The 19,789-nt window shown below is 43.8% G+C and carries 15 protein-coding genes; 3 read left to right on the forward strand and 12 right to left on the reverse strand.

Features of this window, described 5'->3' with window-relative positions; all coding sequences use genetic code 11:
- The first annotated feature begins 89 nt into the window (after window positions 1-89).
- Window positions 90-848 carry an IclR family transcriptional regulator gene (locus ACT3S4_RS09430; protein WP_055124949.1) on the forward strand — a complete coding sequence of 253 codons (759 nt, stop codon included), beginning with the start codon at window positions 90-92 and terminating at the stop codon, window positions 846-848.
- Window positions 849-929: 81 nt separating this feature from the next.
- On the opposite strand, the gene mmsB is transcribed toward ACT3S4_RS09430, so the two are convergent.
- From mmsB to ACT3S4_RS09470, 8 genes are all read right to left on the reverse strand, one after another.
- Complete coding sequence (gene mmsB, locus ACT3S4_RS09435) at window positions 930-1,868, reverse strand: 3-hydroxyisobutyrate dehydrogenase (protein WP_444760942.1); 939 nt, start codon at window positions 1,866-1,868, stop codon at window positions 930-932.
- A 123-nt stretch (window positions 1,869-1,991) separates the two neighbouring features.
- Window positions 1,992-3,221 carry an enoyl-CoA hydratase/isomerase family protein gene (locus ACT3S4_RS09440; protein ID WP_201560934.1) on the reverse strand — a complete coding sequence of 410 codons (1,230 nt, stop codon included), beginning with the start codon at window positions 3,219-3,221 and terminating at the stop codon, window positions 1,992-1,994.
- A 59-nt stretch (window positions 3,222-3,280) separates the two neighbouring features.
- Window positions 3,281-4,063: an enoyl-CoA hydratase gene (locus ACT3S4_RS09445; RefSeq protein WP_087815893.1), complete on the reverse strand. Its 783-nt coding sequence runs from the start codon at window positions 4,061-4,063 to the stop codon at window positions 3,281-3,283.
- An 81-nt stretch (window positions 4,064-4,144) separates the two neighbouring features.
- Window positions 4,145-5,305: an acyl-CoA dehydrogenase family protein gene (locus ACT3S4_RS09450; protein WP_087815891.1), complete on the reverse strand. Its 1,161-nt coding sequence runs from the start codon at window positions 5,303-5,305 to the stop codon at window positions 4,145-4,147.
- Window positions 5,306-5,368: 63 nt separating this feature from the next.
- Window positions 5,369-6,853, reverse strand: coding sequence for a CoA-acylating methylmalonate-semialdehyde dehydrogenase (locus tag ACT3S4_RS09455; RefSeq protein WP_109590045.1), 1,485 nt, complete (start codon window positions 6,851-6,853; stop codon window positions 5,369-5,371).
- A 360-nt stretch (window positions 6,854-7,213) separates the two neighbouring features.
- Window positions 7,214-9,268, reverse strand: coding sequence for a propionate--CoA ligase (locus ACT3S4_RS09460; RefSeq protein ID WP_109590047.1), 2,055 nt, complete (start codon window positions 9,266-9,268; stop codon window positions 7,214-7,216).
- 208 nt (window positions 9,269-9,476) lie between these two features.
- Window positions 9,477-11,147: a fatty acid--CoA ligase gene (locus ACT3S4_RS09465; RefSeq protein ID WP_109590049.1), complete on the reverse strand. Its 1,671-nt coding sequence runs from the start codon at window positions 11,145-11,147 to the stop codon at window positions 9,477-9,479.
- A 268-nt stretch (window positions 11,148-11,415) separates the two neighbouring features.
- On the reverse strand, window positions 11,416-12,615 hold the full coding sequence (locus tag ACT3S4_RS09470) for an MFS transporter (protein WP_170108259.1): 1,200 nt from the start codon (window positions 12,613-12,615) through the stop codon (window positions 11,416-11,418).
- A gap of 412 nt (window positions 12,616-13,027) precedes the next feature.
- On the opposite strand from ACT3S4_RS09470, the gene ACT3S4_RS09475 reads away from it, so the two are divergent.
- Window positions 13,028-14,017: a dienelactone hydrolase family protein gene (locus ACT3S4_RS09475; protein ID WP_109590052.1), complete on the forward strand. Its 990-nt coding sequence runs from the start codon at window positions 13,028-13,030 to the stop codon at window positions 14,015-14,017.
- 136 nt (window positions 14,018-14,153) lie between these two features.
- On the opposite strand, the gene ACT3S4_RS09480 is transcribed toward ACT3S4_RS09475, so the two are convergent.
- On the reverse strand, window positions 14,154-14,945 hold the full coding sequence (locus tag ACT3S4_RS09480) for an ankyrin repeat domain-containing protein (RefSeq protein WP_227676062.1): 792 nt from the start codon (window positions 14,943-14,945) through the stop codon (window positions 14,154-14,156).
- A gap of 301 nt (window positions 14,946-15,246) precedes the next feature.
- Here ACT3S4_RS09480 and ACT3S4_RS09485 point away from each other — a divergent pair, with 301 nt between their 5' ends.
- Entirely contained in the window at window positions 15,247-15,993 is a 747-nt protein-coding gene (locus ACT3S4_RS09485; protein ID WP_109590054.1) for a hypothetical protein, read from the forward strand.
- Window positions 15,994-16,087: 94 nt separating this feature from the next.
- On the opposite strand, the gene ACT3S4_RS09490 is transcribed toward ACT3S4_RS09485, so the two are convergent.
- The 3 genes from ACT3S4_RS09490 to ACT3S4_RS09500 form a co-directional block, all read right to left on the reverse strand.
- Window positions 16,088-16,597 (reverse strand): Rrf2 family transcriptional regulator, encoded by a 510-nt coding sequence (locus ACT3S4_RS09490; protein ID WP_087815879.1) that lies wholly within the window; start codon window positions 16,595-16,597, stop codon window positions 16,088-16,090.
- A 268-nt stretch (window positions 16,598-16,865) separates the two neighbouring features.
- On the reverse strand, window positions 16,866-18,107 hold the full coding sequence (locus ACT3S4_RS09495) for an NnrS family protein (protein WP_087815877.1): 1,242 nt from the start codon (window positions 18,105-18,107) through the stop codon (window positions 16,866-16,868).
- 199 nt (window positions 18,108-18,306) lie between these two features.
- Window positions 18,307-19,710 carry a DASH family cryptochrome gene (locus ACT3S4_RS09500; protein WP_109590056.1) on the reverse strand — a complete coding sequence of 468 codons (1,404 nt, stop codon included), beginning with the start codon at window positions 19,708-19,710 and terminating at the stop codon, window positions 18,307-18,309.
- Window positions 19,711-19,789: the final 79 nt, after the last annotated feature.

The following is a 19,789-nucleotide window of genomic DNA, read 5'->3' on the forward strand; positions in this document are numbered from 1 at the left end:
TGTGTCGCAAGGCTGCGTATTTACTTTTATCTGTTAATGCCTTGTTGTATTTCCTACTGTATTCTTTTTATTCTTATTGAGCCACTCATATGCCTAAAGTATCGTCGATTACCCGTGTGTTAGAGATTATCGAGGCGGTGTCCTATGCCTCAAAACCGCTCTCGCCACTTGAGCTATCGCAAGAGCTTGATATTCCCAAGCCGACCATTCATCGATTGATTCAAAATCTGCTCGATGAAGGGTTTGTCACTGTGGATATTGGCGGCGGCATTATACCGGGCAAGCGAGTACGAAACTTGGGTGTTGAGCTTTGGCAGCAGCGATTGTTCTTTAATGAGCGACAAATGATTTTGCAAAAGCTGGTTGATGAGCTAAAAGAGACCTGCGGGATCGGTGTGCCTTATCAGATGAATATGATCTATACCAACCGTGCAAATACGACCTTGCCGATACAGATTTATTTGCCAGTGGGCGCAAAATCACCAATGTGGTGTACAGCGACTGGTAAGCTGTATTTAAGTCAGTTGCCGCGCACAAGCCGCGACAAAATACTGCAAAACCTTTCATTGGATAAGTTTACCAAAAATACGATCACCGATATCGATGCGCTAAACGCTGAGCTTGATCGCATCGCTGAAACAGGTATCGGTATCGATAATGAGGAGTTTATCTCTGAGATGGTCGCAATCGCCGTACCGATACGGGATAGAAAGTCGCGCTACCTTGCTTCGCTATATCTTCATGCACCGACCATACGAGTGTCTTTAGATGATCTCTTAACCCATGTCCCACGACTGCAAAAAGCAGCGCAAGATATTCAGTCTCTAGTCTATGACCTACCCAGCTAGATGATGCAATATAAGCAAAAAAAAAGGTCTGCATTAAGATAATAATGCAGACCTTTTTTAGTTATGCTTTTTTTTAAAATCTTAAGTCAATACTGAGCTGTCGTGACGCGCCATAATGCTCGAGAAATCTCTATCGCCGTTCTCGATTGCATGCGCTTCATATAGCTCTGTCGCTTTGGCTCCCATCGGCGTCTCTACATGAGTATCTTCAGCGGTCTGCATAGCAAGGTTAAGATCCTTTTGCATGAGCTTACTCATAAATCCCCCTTGATAGCCATTGCTAGATGGGACATTCTCCATCACTTGCGGATAAGGATTGTATACCTCTAGTGTCCAGTTACGACCTGAGCTTTGTAGCATGATATCCGATAGCACTTTTGGATCGAGACCGTTTTTGACGCCCAGATTAATCGCTTCTGCCGTTCCTGCCATCAAAATTCCAAGCAGCATATTATTACAGATTTTTGCCACTTGTCCTGCGCCATGCTCGCCTGCATGAAAGATATTTTTACCCATCACTGCCAGTATTGGCTCAGCTTTGGCAAAGGCTGTATCCTCTCCGCCAACGATAAAGGTTAACGTACCAGCGATAGCACCGCCCGTACCACCGGAGACTGGGGCATCTAAGAAGTCTATGCCAAGCTTGCTTGCCGCCTCCGCCACTGTTCTTGCATCAGCTGCCGCGATGGTACTACTGTCAATCACTAAAGTACCTTTTGCTAGCTCTGCAAGTAGACCGTCAGAGCCACCCTCTCCTAAATAGACAGAATGGACATGCTTGCCAGCGGGCAACATACTGATAACGATTTGCGCATGACGTGCAGCATCTTTAGGACTATCTGCTACACTGGCACCTGCTTGCTGCAAGCGCTCAGTTGCTTCTGCGGATAAATCATAAACCGAGAGCGGGTAACCTGCTTTTAACAAGTTCTCTGCCATTGGTGCGCCCATATTACCAAGCCCAATAAAGGCGATATGTGGCTTATCCGTCTTGGTAGTATTCATATCCTTTGTATTCATCTCATCATTCCTTGATGGTTAGTATTAATCATGCGCGCAGGCGTTGCTACACATATAGTTGTAAACTATTTAATTGAGTGTAATTTTAATTTGATGTCTATATTAAATTGATAAATTCAATTTTTAACGCACAGACTGACTGCCTAAAGCCTCATCACCCAACCAATCGCCTAACGGATGCTCACCTTTAGCATAAGGATCCACAAAGTGCTGCTGTATGTACGCCTGCCCTTCGCTACTTAGGCAGTCTGCTAGTGAACGCGACCATTGTGGATTACGATCTTTATCAATGAGCAGCGCACGTACCCCTTCTTTAAAGTCAGGATTGGCGGCACAATGTACGGCTACATTGGCTTCTAAATACAGAACTTGCTCTAGTGATAAGTCAGTGACTTTATAATAAAGCGCATAAGTTAAAGCAGCGGTAACTGGACAGCCATGGCGATAAGTGTCTACTGCTCGCTGCGTCCAGCTATCATTGGCAAACTCTGTATCTATTTTTTCGAGTACTGCATCACTTTGTAATAAAGCATCGATATCACCCAGTCCGCCGCTGTTCATCAACTGCTCAATAGGTTGCCAATGGATTGCCAATTTACTAGCAGGCAGTTCAGCTACTGGTTGCGCAGCCAGTGCACGGCTAACAATACTATGAGCGCTATCGTTGTGGCATTTATCGTTATTACCAGCTGCTGATTGCCAATTACTCTGTTTTAAACTTTGTATGACGGCATCATAGTCACTACTGGCGACGGCATACTCTGCAAGATTGGCTAATAAAGCGTCACTGCCATTACACATCGCGCCCGTTAACCCTAAGAACAAACCTGTTTTAGCAGGCATGCGCTGCAAGAACCAACTGCCAGAAGCATCAGGGAACAGCCCAATAGTTACTTCTGGCATGGCAAATCGCGTGCGCTCTGTGACCAAGCGGTGACTACAACCTGCCATCAAGCCCATGCCACCACCCATGATAATGCCGTCACCCCAGAGTATTAGTGGTTTGGAATAAAAGTGCATCTGCCGATAAAGACGATATTCATGACCAAAAAATTCTGTCGCGTAAGGATTCGGTAGCGGTGCATCACTAGACATACTGTCATAAAGCTTACGAATATCACCGCCAGCACAAAACGCCTTATCGCCTGCGCCTTTTAATAGCAATGCCACCACTTGCTCATCACCTTGCCACTGCTCTAGTTGCTGCGATAACAATTGACACATCTCAACGCTAAGGGCATTAAGAGACTTTGGCATATTTAACGTCATTATCCCAATCAGGTGACCACAATCTGTCGGTTCGGTGCTGAATAGTACCGGCGCTTCTGGTTTGCCTTCTATAGCTGTTGTCATAAAAGTGACCTACAAATATTAAAAGAAAAATAGTATCATTAAGTTTGACTTTATGGCGTTTATTTATTTTGCCAAGTGGGTTTACGTTTTTCTAAAAATGCTTGTACACCTTCGCGCTGATCTTCAGTATCGAACAATTTAACAAAGGCTTCACGCTCATGGATAAGGTTTTGTGCAGGCGGAGTATGTCTTGCCGCTTGGATAAGTGTTTTGGAATAACTGACCGCAACTGGTGATTGTTTAGCGACTTTTTGTGCCAAGGCTTGTGCTGTTTGTAATCCCTCACCTTTTATAGCAACTTCTTCGACTAAGCCAATGCGTAGTGCAGTCTCGGCATCGACGCGCTCGCCGCACAATATCATGCGCTTTGCCCAGCCTTCACCTACTAAAGCTGTTAGATTTTGGGTACCGCCAGCACAAGGTAACAAACCAACGCCAGTCTCAGGCAATGCCATTTGTGCATGGTCTTCTGCAATACGGATATCACAAGCCAGCGCACATTCAAGACCACCGCCCATCGCATAGCCATTGATGACAGCGATGCTCACGCCGCGATAGGCTGACAACGCTTCAAATGCTTCACCAAAGGCTATCGCCATACTAATCGCACGACCTTTATCGCCATCTGCAAAATTATTTAAATCGGCACCTGCTGAAAAGAACTTCTCGCCATCACCATGGACGATTAACGCATACACCTCATCATTGGTATTGAGATCAGAGACCAATTGCTTAAGCGCATTGAGACTGTCCATCGTCCACGTATGAGCAGGTGGGTTGTTCAATGTGAGCGTCGCAATATGACCATTAATTGATAGTTTTAAGTTGGTATAATCCGTCATGAAATATCCTTGTTATAATTTTTTATAAAATTGCTTTATCCATACATTCGAATAGGCAAATTATCTATTCATATAAAATGATTAGCGTAACTGGCTTAACGCATCGTCTTGTAGCAGCTGACGTGAGACAATCACGCGCATAATCTCATTGGTGCCTTCTAAGATTTGATGCACACGCAAATCTCGCACATGGCGCTCAAGCGGATACTCATTGAGATAACCATAACCGCCATGCAGCTGTAAGGCTTCATTGGCGACATCAAAACACAAGTCAGTAGACAAACGCTTTGCCATTGCGCAATAAGTAGAGGCCTGTGCATCATTATTGTCGACTTTATTCGCCGCTAAATAGAGCATTTGCCGTGCGGTAATGGTTTGGGTCAACATATCTGCAAGCTTAAACTGTACCGACTGTAAACTAGCAATCGGACTACCAAATTGGCTACGCTCTTGCACGTAATTGGTCGCTGTCTCAAGCGCCGCTTGCGCAGTACCGACTGCACAGATACCAATATTAATCCGACCGCCATCTAAACCCTTCATCGCAATACGAAAGCCTTGACCTTCTTCGCCGATGAGGTTTTCTACTGGCACTTTGACATCTTTAAAGCTAATCGTCCGTGTTGGTTGTGCTTTCCAACCCATTTTATGCTCGTTTTTGCCGTATTCGATACCAGCACTGTCTGCATCAACGACGAATGCTGAAATCCCCTTTGGACCTGCAGCGCCCGTACGTGCCATAACCACTAACACATCAGTGGAACCTGCCCCTGAGATAAAGGTTTTTTCGCCGTTAAGAATATAATGCTCGCCTTGCTTATCGGCTTTGGTACGTAGTGATGCCGCATCAGAACCGGCATTAGGCTCGGTCAAACAATAACTGCCCAGCCATTCACCACTAACCATATTTGGCAAATATTTTTTGCACAATGCATCACTGCCAAACTCACCAATCATCCAGCCAGCCATGTTATGAATGCTCATATAAGCAGCAACAGCCGTATCACCCCATGCTAACTCCTCAAACACCATCGCAGAATCTAAACGCGGCAGACCCAAGCCATCATAGTCAGGGTTGGTATATAACCCTAAAAAGCCGAGCTCGCCTGATTTTTTAATCACATCAATTGGGAAATGCGAGGTGCGATCCCATTCAGCGGCATTGGGCTTTAGCTCTTTTTGTGCAAACTGTCTAGCAGTTTGGCGAAAGGCAATTTGGTCATCGGTCAATGAAAAATCCATGGGGTCATCCTTGTGCTGAATAGAGTGTATTAAAGCGTCAATGCAAATATAGGTGATTCAGCGTTAAATTGAAATAGTGGTATTAACCCCGCGGCTCGCCTCATCATCAAACCAGCGCGCCGTGACGGTCTTAGTTTGAGTATAGAACTGTACCGCTTGCTTACCATAAGGACCGAGATCACCAAGTTTACTGGCACGCGAGCCTGAGAATGAGAACATTGGTAATGGTACAGGAATCGGCAAGTTAATACCGATTTGGCCCACTTGGATATCTTGTTGGAACTTATGCGCAGCTGCACCTGACTGAGTAAAGATAGCCGTACCATTACCATGTGGATTGGCGTTGAGTAATTCAATCGCTTCATCTAAGCTGGCAGCACGCATGATGCACAGTACAGGTCCAAAGATTTCTTCTTTGTAAATTTGCATATCCGCAGTGACGTTATCAAAGATAGTAGGTCCTACAAAGTTGCCTTTCTCATACCCTTCAACCGTAATACCGCGACCATCAAGAATCAAGCTTGCCCCTTCTTCTACTCCAGTACCAATCAAATGCTCAACACGCGCTTTTGCCGCGGGAGAAATTAGCGGACCTAAGTCTTTATCATGCTTACCAGCTGAGACGATTAAACCTTCTGCTTTGGCCTTGATATCATCAATCCATTCACCCGCAGCGCCCACTAGCACCACAACTGACAATGCCATACAACGTTGACCAGCAGCACCAAATGCAGCACCAGCTAGCTGATTTAGCGTTTGCTCTTTATTGGCATCTGGCAATATAACACCATGGTTTTTCGCGCCCATCATACACTGTGCACGTTTTCCTGATTGACTGGCACGCTCATAAACGTGTTTGCCGACGTTGGTCGAACCGACAAATGAAACTGCTTTGATATCAGGATGATCACAAATCGCATCAACGGTCGCCTTGCCACCATGTACGACGTTTAGCACACCTTCAGGTACGCCCGCTTCAACCGCTAGCTCAACCAAACGCATGGTCACCATCGGATCTTGTTCAGAAGGTTTTAGGATAAAAGTATTGCCCGTGGCAATCGCCATTGGGAACATCCACAGAGGAATCATCGCTGGGAAGTTGAACGGCGTGATACCAGCACAAACACCAAGCGGCTGCCAAATACTATAGGTATCAACGCCTGAGGCAACGTTTTCAACGAAATCGCCAATCTGTAGATTTGCAATCCCAGCAGCATGCTCAACCACTTCTAAACCACGGAATACATCACCGCGTGCATCAGCAATAGTCTTGCCCTGCTCTGCGGTCAAGATTTCTGCTAGCTCATCCATATGGTCACGAATCAATGCCTGATATTTTAGAAAGATACGCGCACGTGTGGTAATCGGTGTTTTGCGCCACGTTTGAAAAGCGGCTTTGGCTGCTGCAACCGCCTGATTGATTTCATCGTCTGTGGTTTGCGGAACTTTGGCTATGACTTCTTGCGTGGCAGGATCGGTGATATCAATCCATTCACTGGTATTAGAATCAACAAATTGACCATTGATGAGCTGCTTGACGTGGTGCATAAGATATCCTTATCTTGTTTGCGAGACTACCCTTTAGCGGTGTCTTAATATTCAAAAAGAGAGAAAAAATGATGAGCTTTTATCGATCAAACGTAATTTATAAAATGATTTATTTCGTATCGTTATTGACTATACCAATAAACCATTTTTAGGGTCAAGCGCTTTGTCAAAATTTTATCTGAGTTTATGTTAACGAAAAAAACTTTATGTAAGGTATATTTTCAGTTTGAGCGAAAGCGACTAAGTAGTGATAAAAATGAAGAGACGCCTTAAATTGAAAACAAAAAAGCCCATGATTGTGCATGAGCTTTTTTTCAATATTAACGTTAGATGGCTTTTTTCAATTAATACGCCATCGTATTAGTAGTCTTTCATAGACTGCTTAATCGCCTCAATCGCTGTTGGATTATCAAGCGTTGACATATCTCCTGTTTCGTTGCCTTCTGCTAGAGCACGAATGGCTCGACGTAAGATTTTGCCAGAGCGCGTTTTTGGTAGTGCTTGCGGGAAATAAATTGCCGCTGGCCTTGCGATACCACCAAGGGATTTGACCACAGCACCGATGACCTGCTGCTCAATACGGAAACGATTTTCGGTGGTCGTGACTTGTTCATGATCTCTCAGCACACAAAAGGCTATCGGCAATTCTCCTTTCAATTCATCATGAATACCCACAACCGCACATTCTGCCATCTCTGGATGCGTACTAATCGCTTCTTCAATTTCTTGCGTGCCAATACGATGACCGGCGACGTTAATCACATCGTCAGTTCGTCCTAAAATATAAAAATAACCCTCCTCATCAGTCACGGCATAGTCTGAGGTTGAATATTGCTTGCCATCAAACAGACCAAAATAGCTACTGACAAAGCGTTCGTCATTTCGCCATACCGTGGTCAGACAACCGGGCGGCAATGGTGCACGAATCGCGAGCAGTCCTTTTTCGCCAGCTTTACAAGGTTCGCCTGTTTCTTCATTAATGACATGCGCATCGTAACCATACATGGGATAACCAGGTGAGCCTTGCTTGTGCGGCTTATGATTGAATTTGGGCGTGTTACTCAGGATGGGCCAGCCAGACTCTGTTTGCCAATAATGGTCTAAAATTGGCACACCTAAATGCTTAGTCAGCCAGTTGGCTGTCGATTCATCCAGTGGTTCACCTGCCAAAAAGAACGATTTGACACTTGAGACATCGTAGCGTGTCATCCATGTCTCATCTTGCTTTTTGAGCATACGTACGCCGGTCGGCGCGGTGAACAAAATATTGACCTTGTTGGCTTCCACAATTCGCCACCAGATACCAGGGTTTGGTCGATGTGGTAAGCCTTCATACATCACACTCGTCATGCCAGCCAGCAATGGTGCATAAATGGTGTAAGAATGCCCGACCGCCCAGCCGATATCTGATATCGCCCAAAATGTCTCGCCCGCCTTGCCATCGTAGATATAGTCCATCGACGTCGTTAGCGCAACCGCGTGACCACCTGTATCACGTTGCACGCCTTTTGGCGTACCCGTAGTGCCTGAGGTATAAAGTAAATATGATGGCGTATTTGACTCAAGCCAAACTGGCTCGACAATCGCATTGGCTTCACAGCTGATACGGCGCTGAGTTGCATAATCAACATCAATATTTTTTGGCTCAAATGGTAAAATGCCACGATTGATGACCAATACATGCTTGGGCTTGACCGTTGCTTGCTCTACCCCTTGATTGACAAGGTTTTTATAATTAATAACTTTACCGCCACGCAAACCTGCATCCACCGTGATGACCATTTTTGCTTCGGCATCATCCATACGAATGGCTAAGTTATGGGCAGCAAAACCACCAAATACCACGGAATGTACCGCACCGATACGAGCGCAAGCCAACATGGCATAAGCGGCTTCTAGAATCATCGGCATGTAAATGACAACGCGATCGCCCTTGCCAATACCATGACGCTGTAGCACATCAGCAAAATAATTGACTTCTTTATATAGGTCATTATAGGTCAGACGACGTTTGGTATAGTCCGTGTAAAGCTCAACGTTATTACCCAAATCTTTAAACGCATCGACGACTGCAGGAAAGGTTTCGATTAACTCTTGGTTAATCTCAGAGGATAACCAGATAAAAGCATCTTGCTCTGCGCGTTCTGCAAGATGGCGATCCACACAGTTATAGCAAAGATTGGTCTCGCCGCCGACATACCACTGCGCAAAAGGCAGATTGCTGTCATCAAGGATTTGTTCAGGTTCTTTATGCCAATAGATACGCTTTGCTTGCTCTGCCCAAAACTGCTCTTTATTTTCAATAGAAGAGTGATAAATTTCAGCAAAAGTTTGAGTGGTATTAGATAACGCTTGAGAAGTCTGAGCTTGCTCTGACGATTGGTTGGTCACTGAAGTGGCGGTTTGCTCGCTCATAATAGCTGTCCTTAGCATAAATGATGGGTAATACGATGTAATATTGTCATAGTAAAGATTGGCTATCCCTGCCAGCTATCTCTAATAGAACAAAAAACCGATACACTACGTATCGATTTAGTAGGTATCGGTTTAAAATGTAGCAGAGCTAACAATAAAGGTCAACTATTAAGCCAGTTATCTGCTCAATAGTTAAGCCACTTTAAGCCTATACCTCAGTTTGATCAGCATACATCTCACGCATCACTTTTTTGTCATGTTTACCAACAGAAGTCTTTGGTAGCTCATTGACGAACTTAAACTGACTTGGCACACCATATTTCGGGATAATACCCCGCTCTACAGCTTTCTCAGCAATGGCTTTGATATCATCAACGCTCGTGTCTTGAGCATTAGGTTTTAACACAATCAAGGCCAATGGACGCTCGCCCCACTGTTTGTCACGTACCCCAATCACAGATACGTCAGCGACCGCTGGATGTAACGACAAAATCGTCTCAATCTCTAATGACGATATCCACTCGCCGCCTGACTTAATGACATCTTTTAAGCGATCAGTAATTCTAATATAACCATCAGGACGTATATAAGCAATGTCTTGGGTGTGCATATAGCCGTTTTCCCACAGCTCTTTGCCCGCATCGTCATTTTTTAGATAGCTTTGCGTTAGCCAAGGTGCGCGCAATACCAGCTCGCCAGTATTGTCTTGACCGGTACCAACCGACTCATTATTGCTACTCCATATTTGAGCATCCACCATCAGTACGGGCTTACCAGTCATACAACGGCGAGCGATATCTTCATCTTCACTCATTTCAGGCTCGTCGAGACTAAATTCTGTCAAGCTAATAAGGGGCGCTGTCTCTGACATACCATAACCAGTATATACTTCGATACCTTGTGCCATGGCGGTTTTTGCCAAGCCTTCAGTCAACCTTGAACCACCGATGATCATTTTTAAACCATTAAAGCTAGCACCGCGATCTTGCGCTTCTTTGAGCACCATTTGCAAAATCGTTGGGACACAATGGGTAATACTAACTTTTTCATTAATAATCAAATCCATTAACACATCTGGTGCATAGCGTCCCGGATACACTTGCTTCAGACCAGCCATGGTCGCAGTAAATGGAAAGCCCCACGCATGTACGTGGAACATTGGCGTCATCGGCATATAGACATCACCGTAGCTGACGCCTTGCTTGTCGGGCAGCATACCTAATGTCGCCGCTTCGGTAAGAGTATGCAATACTAGCTGGCGGTGGCTAAAGAATACGCCTTTTGGATCGCCCGTCGTGCCTGAGGTATAAAACGTCGTGGCAATGGTGTTTTCATCAAAATCTGGGAAGTCAAACTCACTATCGGCAGCTTGTAATAACGCTTCATACTCACCTACTACGCGGTTTTGATTACCACCGAAGACTCCTTCAGATGTCACGCCATCATCATCTAGCCAAATAATGTGCTCAATACTAGAGTTTTCAAACTGATAGCTTTTGACCAATGGCGCAAACTCAGAGTTGAGCAGCAGCACTTTTGGCTTAGCGTGATTGATGGTATAAAGAATTTTTTCTGGCGATAGGCGGATATTAACGGTTTGTAAAATATACTCTGACATCGGTACCGCGAAATACGACTCAAGATAACGATGGCTGTCCCAATCCATCACCGCCACTATATCACCTGCATCTAGATTTAAACCTACTAAGACATTGGCCAAGCGATTGATACGATTGAATAAATCTTTATAGGTAAGGCGTTTTTTGTCAGCATAAACGATTTCTTGCTCTAGCGACACCGTTTTGGCACGGTTCAATAGTTGCTTAACTAATAAGGGATAATCGTAAGCAGAAGGGGCGCTGTGGTAAATATTTGACATAGATGTGACGTCCTTGTTGGTCATGCGGATAAGTTATTATGCGGGTGAATCATGGATAATTGATGGCACGCAGTTCTAGTTATTTTAGCTTTTACTTATAAAAAATTGGCTGTTTAAAAAGTGATAGTGGCTAACATTATTAATAGAATTATTAAGGTGTATTGAACAGGCTATATCGATAGTAAGAAAAAATCGACGCTATGTAAAGCAACCTTACGTAAACATCCTAAGCTGCAATAGCTTGATGAAAATTGCTCAAAAACAGCCATCAAGCCGCGCGTGATTTTGTTTTAATCATGCCAAAACTGGCAACCAGTAATGCCAAAATCTGTACAAATAAGAGCAGCCATACTGTGAGCGACCACTGCCCGCGCGCATAAGCCATACCGCATAACCACGCACCCATCGTACCGCCAGCATAATACCCCATGTAATATAAACCAGACGCCAATGAGCGCCCTTTTTTAACATTGACGGCGATATAACTGATGGTAGCAGCTTGGGTGATAAAGACACCTGAGGACATAATAGCAAGACCAATAATAATGCCCCATAACGGCGTTACTAGCGTTAACAGCACCCCAATCATAGAAACGAAAACAGCCACGCGCACTGTGCGCGCTGAACCAAAGCGACGTAGCAAGGTCGTCGACAATGGCGTGATGACAACGCCTATCAAATAAACGGCAAAAATATTGGCAAGCGCACCCGTATTCAACTCATATGGCGTCTTAGCAAGATGTAGATTGATAAAGGTAAAACAACCCACGAGTGAGAATAAAACACACGCTCCTAGCAGACAAGCCGTCACCACATAACGATTGGTTAGATGCTCACCGAGCGTCTGCATCGCGGAACGAAAATTCGGATTGGCCACAAACTGCTGTGACGATGGCAGCATTTTGCCGACCCACAGCGCACCGATAAGGGTCATCGCTGCCATCACATAATAGCCTGCACGCCAGCCGATAAGCTCGTGCAAATGCCCAAGCAAAAATCGCCCCATGAAGCCGCCAAGTACCGAGCCTGAGACATAGAACGACATCAGTTCTGTGACAGCGCGTCCCTCAAACTCTTCACCGATATAAGCAATCGTCACCACGGTAATGCCCGGTACAGACAACCCTTGCATAAACCGCCACATACCCATCCAACCAATACTCGGACTTTGGGCAATTAAAGCAGTTGGTATCGCTAAAAATAATAATGCGCCAACGATAAAGGATTTACGCCCCACAGCGTCAGACAGCATGCCCAAGAATGGCGACATAATAGCAATCGCCATCACCGTTGCACCGACGATCATGCCAGCTTGCACCTCAGTTGCAGACAGGTCTACCATTAATACGGGCAAAATGGCCTGAATAGAATACACTTGCAAAAAAGCAAACATCCCAATCAAGCCAATGGTGAGTTTTAAGACCCACGATGTTGCATTATTGATTGGTGTAGATAGAGGTTCTGGCATATTATTTTGGGATTTACTGATGGTATTTTTCACAGGGATACAGGCTATGTTGGACGCGGATGATCTGGCGTGAGTAATAGAAATAGGACGATAATAGCTGAAATAATGACGAAAACAATGATGACAATAATGGCTGATGCTAGGGATAGCCGTCAGGTATGATTTTAGCACACCAAATACCAGACTCTGGTTTCGGTGTGTTATCGGTATTGCTTTATTGATGCTTAGGGTCTGTTGAACACTAAAAATTGCTGCTTTGTATACTGCGTAGGTGACGTATATTTTTGACAGCAAGCAGATTACTGTCTACTATTATTTTGATCTATTATATATAAATGCGATCTACAAAAACTTATACCCACAAAATATAACCTGCGGCAAAATCCAACTCACCTATAGCAGACTCTCTATCATGCCCAAATACCCTTTTTATTCGCAATGGATTGTCGCTATAGGTGCATTGGTTTTTTCTATAAGTGCGTCGGCAGTTACGTTAGACGAAGTAGCCGCAACTAACAAGCTCACAATTAAAGAGCAATCGACCAAAATAGTATCAACCCCGATAGCGTCAGCGGTTGTAATAACATCGTCTGTATCAGCACCAGCCGTGCCGTCAAACTGTATCGCCGACAGTATTATTACAGCGGCTAATCTTTCAGATACGCGTGATAAAGGGCCTTTTTCGGTGGCCAAAAAACCCGTTCCTCGTCAGTTAGCCAACGGCTTTGGTGGCGGAACTATTTATTATCCAACCAATGCAGGCGGCTGTGGTCTGTTAGGCGGAATCGCAGTAGTACCGGGTTATGTGTCCTACGAATCTTCTATTAAATGGTGGGGGCCGCGTTTGGCATCTTGGGGATTTGTGGTTATTACCATCGATACCAACTCCATTTATGATGACCCAGAGAGCCGTGCGGCGCAGTTAAGTGCCGCGCTTGATCATATGCTTCGTGACAATACGGTAGGCGCTCAGATAGATAGTACACGCTTGGGTGCTATTGGCTGGTCAATGGGCGGCGGCGGCGCGCTCCAGCTAGCGACAAAACGTCAGACGGTTCGAGCGATTATTCCGCAAACGCCCTATCACGATAAAGACTATGGCGAAATGAACACGCCTGCTTTATTCATTACTTGCCAAAATGACCGTATTGCCTCAAATAAAAAATACAGCAGTCGTTTTTATGATAAGGCTACAGGCGCAAAAATGAAGATTGAGATAAAGAACGGTAGCCATTTTTGTCCAAGTTATCGTTTTAATGAGATATTACTGAGCAAGCCCGGTATTGCTTGGATGCATCGCTATATTAATGGCGATACCCGCTTTGATCAGTTTTTATGTAGTAACGACAACTATGGCAACAATCCTCGTATATCCGCTTACGACTATAAAAACTGCTCATAAACGAGGCACTCATGAGAAAAGCACTGATAAACTAGACACTTATAAACGATCCGCTGGTCAACGTCTGACTTAGGAGCGCTTAGCATAGAAAAAGGCTACCGAAATGGCAGCCTTTTTTATAAAATCATTAACGCAATTATTCACAGCTCGCTTTGCCAGTGCGATGATTAACGGCACCATTGGCGGCTAATAGCTTTTGCATATCAACCAAATCTCGCGAACACGCATATGAATAGGCACCTTGATTATATGAGCCCATTTTTTTGTCTTTGGTCGTTGCCACTAGATTTGGATTAGCACCTTGCGCCAATAAATAGTTGACAGTTTCAAGGCGATTATTACTAGCTGCAACCATAATCAAGGTTTCACCATCACTTTCTACCGTCTGATCATTTAAGTCCACAGGCGCTTTTTCATTCAATAACGTATGTACTTTTTTGACAATATTGGTATTTTTTCCCAGTACAGCAGATTTCATGACGTTATAAACATCACCGTCATCTTTAGCATAGATATCAGCACCTTTGCTGACTAAGTAATCGACCACATCTTCATAGCCGATAAAAGCAGCCCAGCCTAACGCCGTTTGGTTAAGGCTACCTGTATCTTTAACTTCTAAGTCTTGACCATTGTTAACCATGTATTTGACCGTGGCTAGATCACCATGTTTTACGGCGTCAAACCAAGTAGCATCTGCACCTGTGGAGGGTTTGTCATAAAACACACGCCAAGAAAGTTTGTTTTGATTGGCAAGATCAAAATTCTCAGTAGTGCTGAAACGAAAACCCACTTGTGGGACTGGTGCGGTTTGAGCAGCTTGGATAGTGTCAATTTTAGTGACGCTGTTATCATTGTTTAGGCTTGAGCAACCTGCTAATAACATCGTTGCCATAACCGCTGATGCGCTCATTTTTCCAAAAAATCTCATGACTCAACCTTCAAATACAAATTAAATAGTGAGAGATATTATACAGATTCATTAAATAATAATCTATAAATTATAAGCTATGAATGACAATGACCCTCGAGTAATATAGGCTTATATCCGACTTTAACGTTATACACTGAACCTAACAATCAACATCTTTTTTATAACAGACTTTAGGTACATGACTCACCATAATAAGATATCAATTATAATAAGTTGTCATCTACTGATAAGAAATATTCATTATTAAAATTGCTGAGACATTAAAAAACTCGAATAAAAACACTAAGGAATAATTTCAATGACCGATAAAATTCATGATTTAGGGGCAGGATTTTGGAATATACGCGGATCTTTTCGCATTGGCGGTGTTCTAAACATTGGCACTCAGTGCTCACTTATACAGTTAAACTCAGGAAAGTTTATATTTTTGGATAGTTATTCATTGACTGGTGACGTACGCGATGAGGTGATGGCATTAACCAATAATGGTCAAGATGTCGAAGCAGTACTGAACGTCCACCCATTCCATACGGTGCACTGTGCACAAATGGCAAAAGACTTCCCGCAGGCGACCTTTTATGGCAGTCGCCGCCACCATAAAAAAGTACCTGAAGTACAATGGGCAGATGACTTGGTTGAAAGCGATGCGGTCGCCAAGCGTTACCCTGAGCTTAAGTTCTCAATGTCACAAGGCATCCACTATATCTCACCCAATGAGATGATTCATGCAGGCTCACTATTAGCCTATCATCCTGCCAGTCAAAGCTTGCACGTCGATGATACCTTTATGAGTCCACCGATGAAGTTATTAGAGGCGATATTACCTGAACTGATACTGCACCCAACGACCAAAAAAGCGCTAAAAAATGAGCCCGATGCAGGCAAGCAATACTGCGATTGGGCAAGCAATTTGGCACATGAATGGCGCGATGCGCGTAATTTCTGCGCCGCACATTCCTATTTAGTGACATTCAATGACGGTGAATTTGAAGTGGCGCTATTAAAAGCCATTGATAAAGCCCGTCCAAAATTAGAAAAAGCTTAATTGACCGTATAATCTCACATTAGAAGCATAACAAAGGGAGTGACCAAGATGGTCGCTCCCTTTTTTGCAATGACGCCATCAACATCAAAAGTTATTAACGAAACAATAAAGACGCTAGCTCATCTTCGTTATTGATGATATCTGCCAAGGTATAGCGCTCAAGGACGTTAATAAATGCCGTTAATGCTTCAAAGAATACACTTTTTAGTTGGCATGCTGGGCTAATGACACAGCCTCTAGCGTTATTTGTCGTTTCATCAATAAGCGTAATAGGCAAACCAGTCTGTCGACCATCACTACTCTTATCATTCGCGGGTGTCGCAAAACACTCGACCAAATCAAAGTCCGGCTCTATTTTTTTAATTAATACACCCAAATTGATGTCTTTTGGCGCACGAGCCAAACGTATACCACCATTTTTACCACGCACACTTTCTATATAACCAAGCTGACCCAACTGATGAATAATCTTGGTCAAATGACTTTTAGAAATGCCATAACTGTCGGCAATATCACTGATATTTGCAAGTAATGGCGGCTCTGGTCTCACTGCCAAGTAAATCAATGAGCGCAGCGCATAATCGCTATAATTGGTCAATCGCATTTATTTGCGCTCCTATTTTATATAAATCTTTCAAATATGTATCAGCTTAAATTTTAGCAATGTAACTCTATAAGTTTGAAAATGAGGGTCTTGAAAAGTCAGTGTCTCAAACAAACGGTATTTCAAACAAACAGTGTCTGGAAAACAAAGGTCTTAAAACCTTATAACATTTGCAAAATAATCTACTTAAAAATATCAACAATCAGTCGATAGACTTGGATAAATACCCTATTATTTTGGCGATAGCATTATAACGGCTCTACAGGCTCTAACCAAACAAACCATCAGGTCTAGGACGTGCCAGCATCGGCAAATAACTGATGCAAAATAGCACGAAGCAAGCAATCCACGCCCCTTGGGCAATCATGATCCATAATAGATAGTGACTCATATCGGCAAGCGGCAACAGCACGCGACTGACAAATGCCAATACCATCAGACCATACATAATATTCACCGTCTTGGGCGGCTGATGAATGCTGCGTCCCGTATGACCAAGCGATACCCGCGTCATCATCGCTACGGTCATCATACCAACGCCTGCAATGGCAAGCCCATGCATCGCAATACTATGAGTATAGCCCAACCATGGTTGCAGCGCATACAGCAGAAAACTCAAACACATGCCCAAAAATGCAACATATAATGACCAAAGCAATGGCTTTTGCCAGATACCGCGATGATACCAGCCTACCAAACGGACGATATTAACCACTGCTACGCCAAGCGCCGTAATAGTCAGCAGATACTGATTAGGATAAAACAAGTCACTGATAAAAAACGCTAAGAAAAACAATAAACTCGCAATATCCTGTACTTTACTATTGCGCAACTTGATGACTTCCGTCGTTCCAAGACTCAGACCACGTTCAATAAAGAATGGCACCACGCGGCGACCAATGGTCAGCACCAAACCGATAATTAAATAAAACCCTAGATAAATACCTATTTTAGTCATACTCATATCGGCATTGATAATACCCCAGTAGCAGATTCCATTGCCAACGGTCAATAATGCCAGTTTCGCTAAGATACCCATTTGCTTATACTGCTTGACCTGTAATACCGCTCGACATATCACAAATGCCATCGAAGCGATAAACAATAAGTCAAATACTGCGGCGATATATAACAACGATATACTGCTACCCGCAACCGTCATACCAAGCCCAAAACCTGCCCAGCTCAAACGTGCCAGCAGCCAACAGCCAAATATAGCCAGCAGCTTATAACCATGCGGCATCATTACCCCTGTCCACGTCTTCACTGCCGTGAGGAGAAATCCTGCAATGACCGCCAAGGCATAACCATAGACCATCTCATGACCGTGCCAATACAATGGGTTCAGTGCTTGTGCGTCAATATCTGTATGACCAGTAAATACAAAAGACCATAGCAGCATCGTTATCACGGCAAATAGCGCGGCAGCACTAAAAAATATTCGAAAGCTCAAATTCAGAATAGGATGCGGAGAGCTGGGCGGCTTGCTGGGTAAGTTGATCGATTGCATGGCAGTCTTCTTAGAAGCATGTGAATAAAGTTTAACCTAAAGATTCATTTTAGATGAATGTTATGAGTTATACAATAGTGATAATTTTATAACTCATTATAACGGTTTGCTATTAGCATAAAAAATAACCGCTAATAAGACTATTAAGCGGTTTAGAACGTGCTATTTAGTATTGGTGCTCTAAAATCCATAAACTGCTTTAACTTACATGACCGCCTTGCCATTTATCAATGAACTCACCATTGGGATCGTATTGCTGGGTTTGCTTGCAAAGATTAAATTGCCGACATCCTCTTGGATCAGCGCCTACGCCCGCTAGATATTGCCAATTCCCCCAATTACTCGCGACATCATAATCGATAAGATGCTGCTCAAAATAGGTTGCACCGTAACGCCAGTCTAAACCCAGCTCATGAATAAAGCAGCTAGCAACGATTTGTCTGCCACGATTGGACATATACCCTGTTTGCTTTAGCTGATTCATGCAGGCATTGACGATAGGATATGGCGTGCTGCCATTCTGCCATTGCTGCAAACGCTGATCGTCAAAATGAGTAGCTGGTAATTCATGACCAATGCCCTTAAACAAAAATAGATTGCTACCATGTTCAATCGCATACCAATAAAAATACTCGCGCCACAGCAGCTCAAACCATATCCAATACGTTGACTCATTGGCGATAATCTCACGCTCATAATGACGTAAGCGATTCAATAGTATTTTCACAGACAAGCAACCATTTGCCAGCCAAGGCGAGAATTTAGTGGAATGCGTCCAGTCATCCAGTGCATTACGTGTGGTTTTATAAGTGCGCGGCGCAGCAGAATCGAAATAGTGAGTTAAATGAATCATTGCATTTGTTTCACCACCTTTAAAACTAAGCGCTTGCTCATCAGATGGTTGTGTTTTAAAAAGGTATTTACTATGCGCTATCAACGCATCAGGCATTGGCGGTAGCGACTTTGGCGTAGGAAAAACAGCCACCTCTTCGTCAGCATTCAATAAATCATGGCTTGCTTCAACCTTTTTGCGAAACTGGGTAAAGCTTTTGGGCAGGTCTTGTGTCGGTAAATCAGCAAATAGCGTATGGGTTGATTGCCTGTGCCATATTATCTGTGGATATTTGCTCTGCAAGGCAGCATAGCCTTTATTTTGATTATAATCTGCCGTGTGGCTGACACAGATATCGGTGACTTGTTGCTGCTCAATGAGCTGGCATAACTGAGTAAAGGCGTTTAAGGCAGACTCCACCTTATCTTGTGACAACTGACTCTTTGATGAATAGCTTGGCGACAGATACAGCAATCGATTACCAAGGCGCTGAAGCGATCGATCCAAATCAGCCAAGCTCTCAGACAAGAACTGCTGACGAGCAGCGCCCATCTCATTAAAGTGGTAAGCTTGACGGCTCTCTTTCGGTTCAATGCAATCAGCCAAAAAACCAGCATAGATAAGCATCAGGTTGCCTTGATTACTTTTAGTCAATGTCGCCGCTTTGACTAACGTTTCATTGTCCTCTATGCGCAAATCGTTATGAAATAAGACCAATACCGCTTTTTTGACTGACTTATTTGATGCATTGTCTAATTGGTGATTTGACATGCTCTCGATTCCCAAGTAGTTAAACGCGCTCACTTGAAGCTGAGTCTAAACTTTGACTTCCTCCCCGCCCTCAAAGGAG

The organism is Psychrobacter sp. AOP30-A2-5 (assembly GCF_052378115.1).
GTDB lineage: Bacteria > Pseudomonadota > Gammaproteobacteria > Pseudomonadales > Moraxellaceae > Psychrobacter.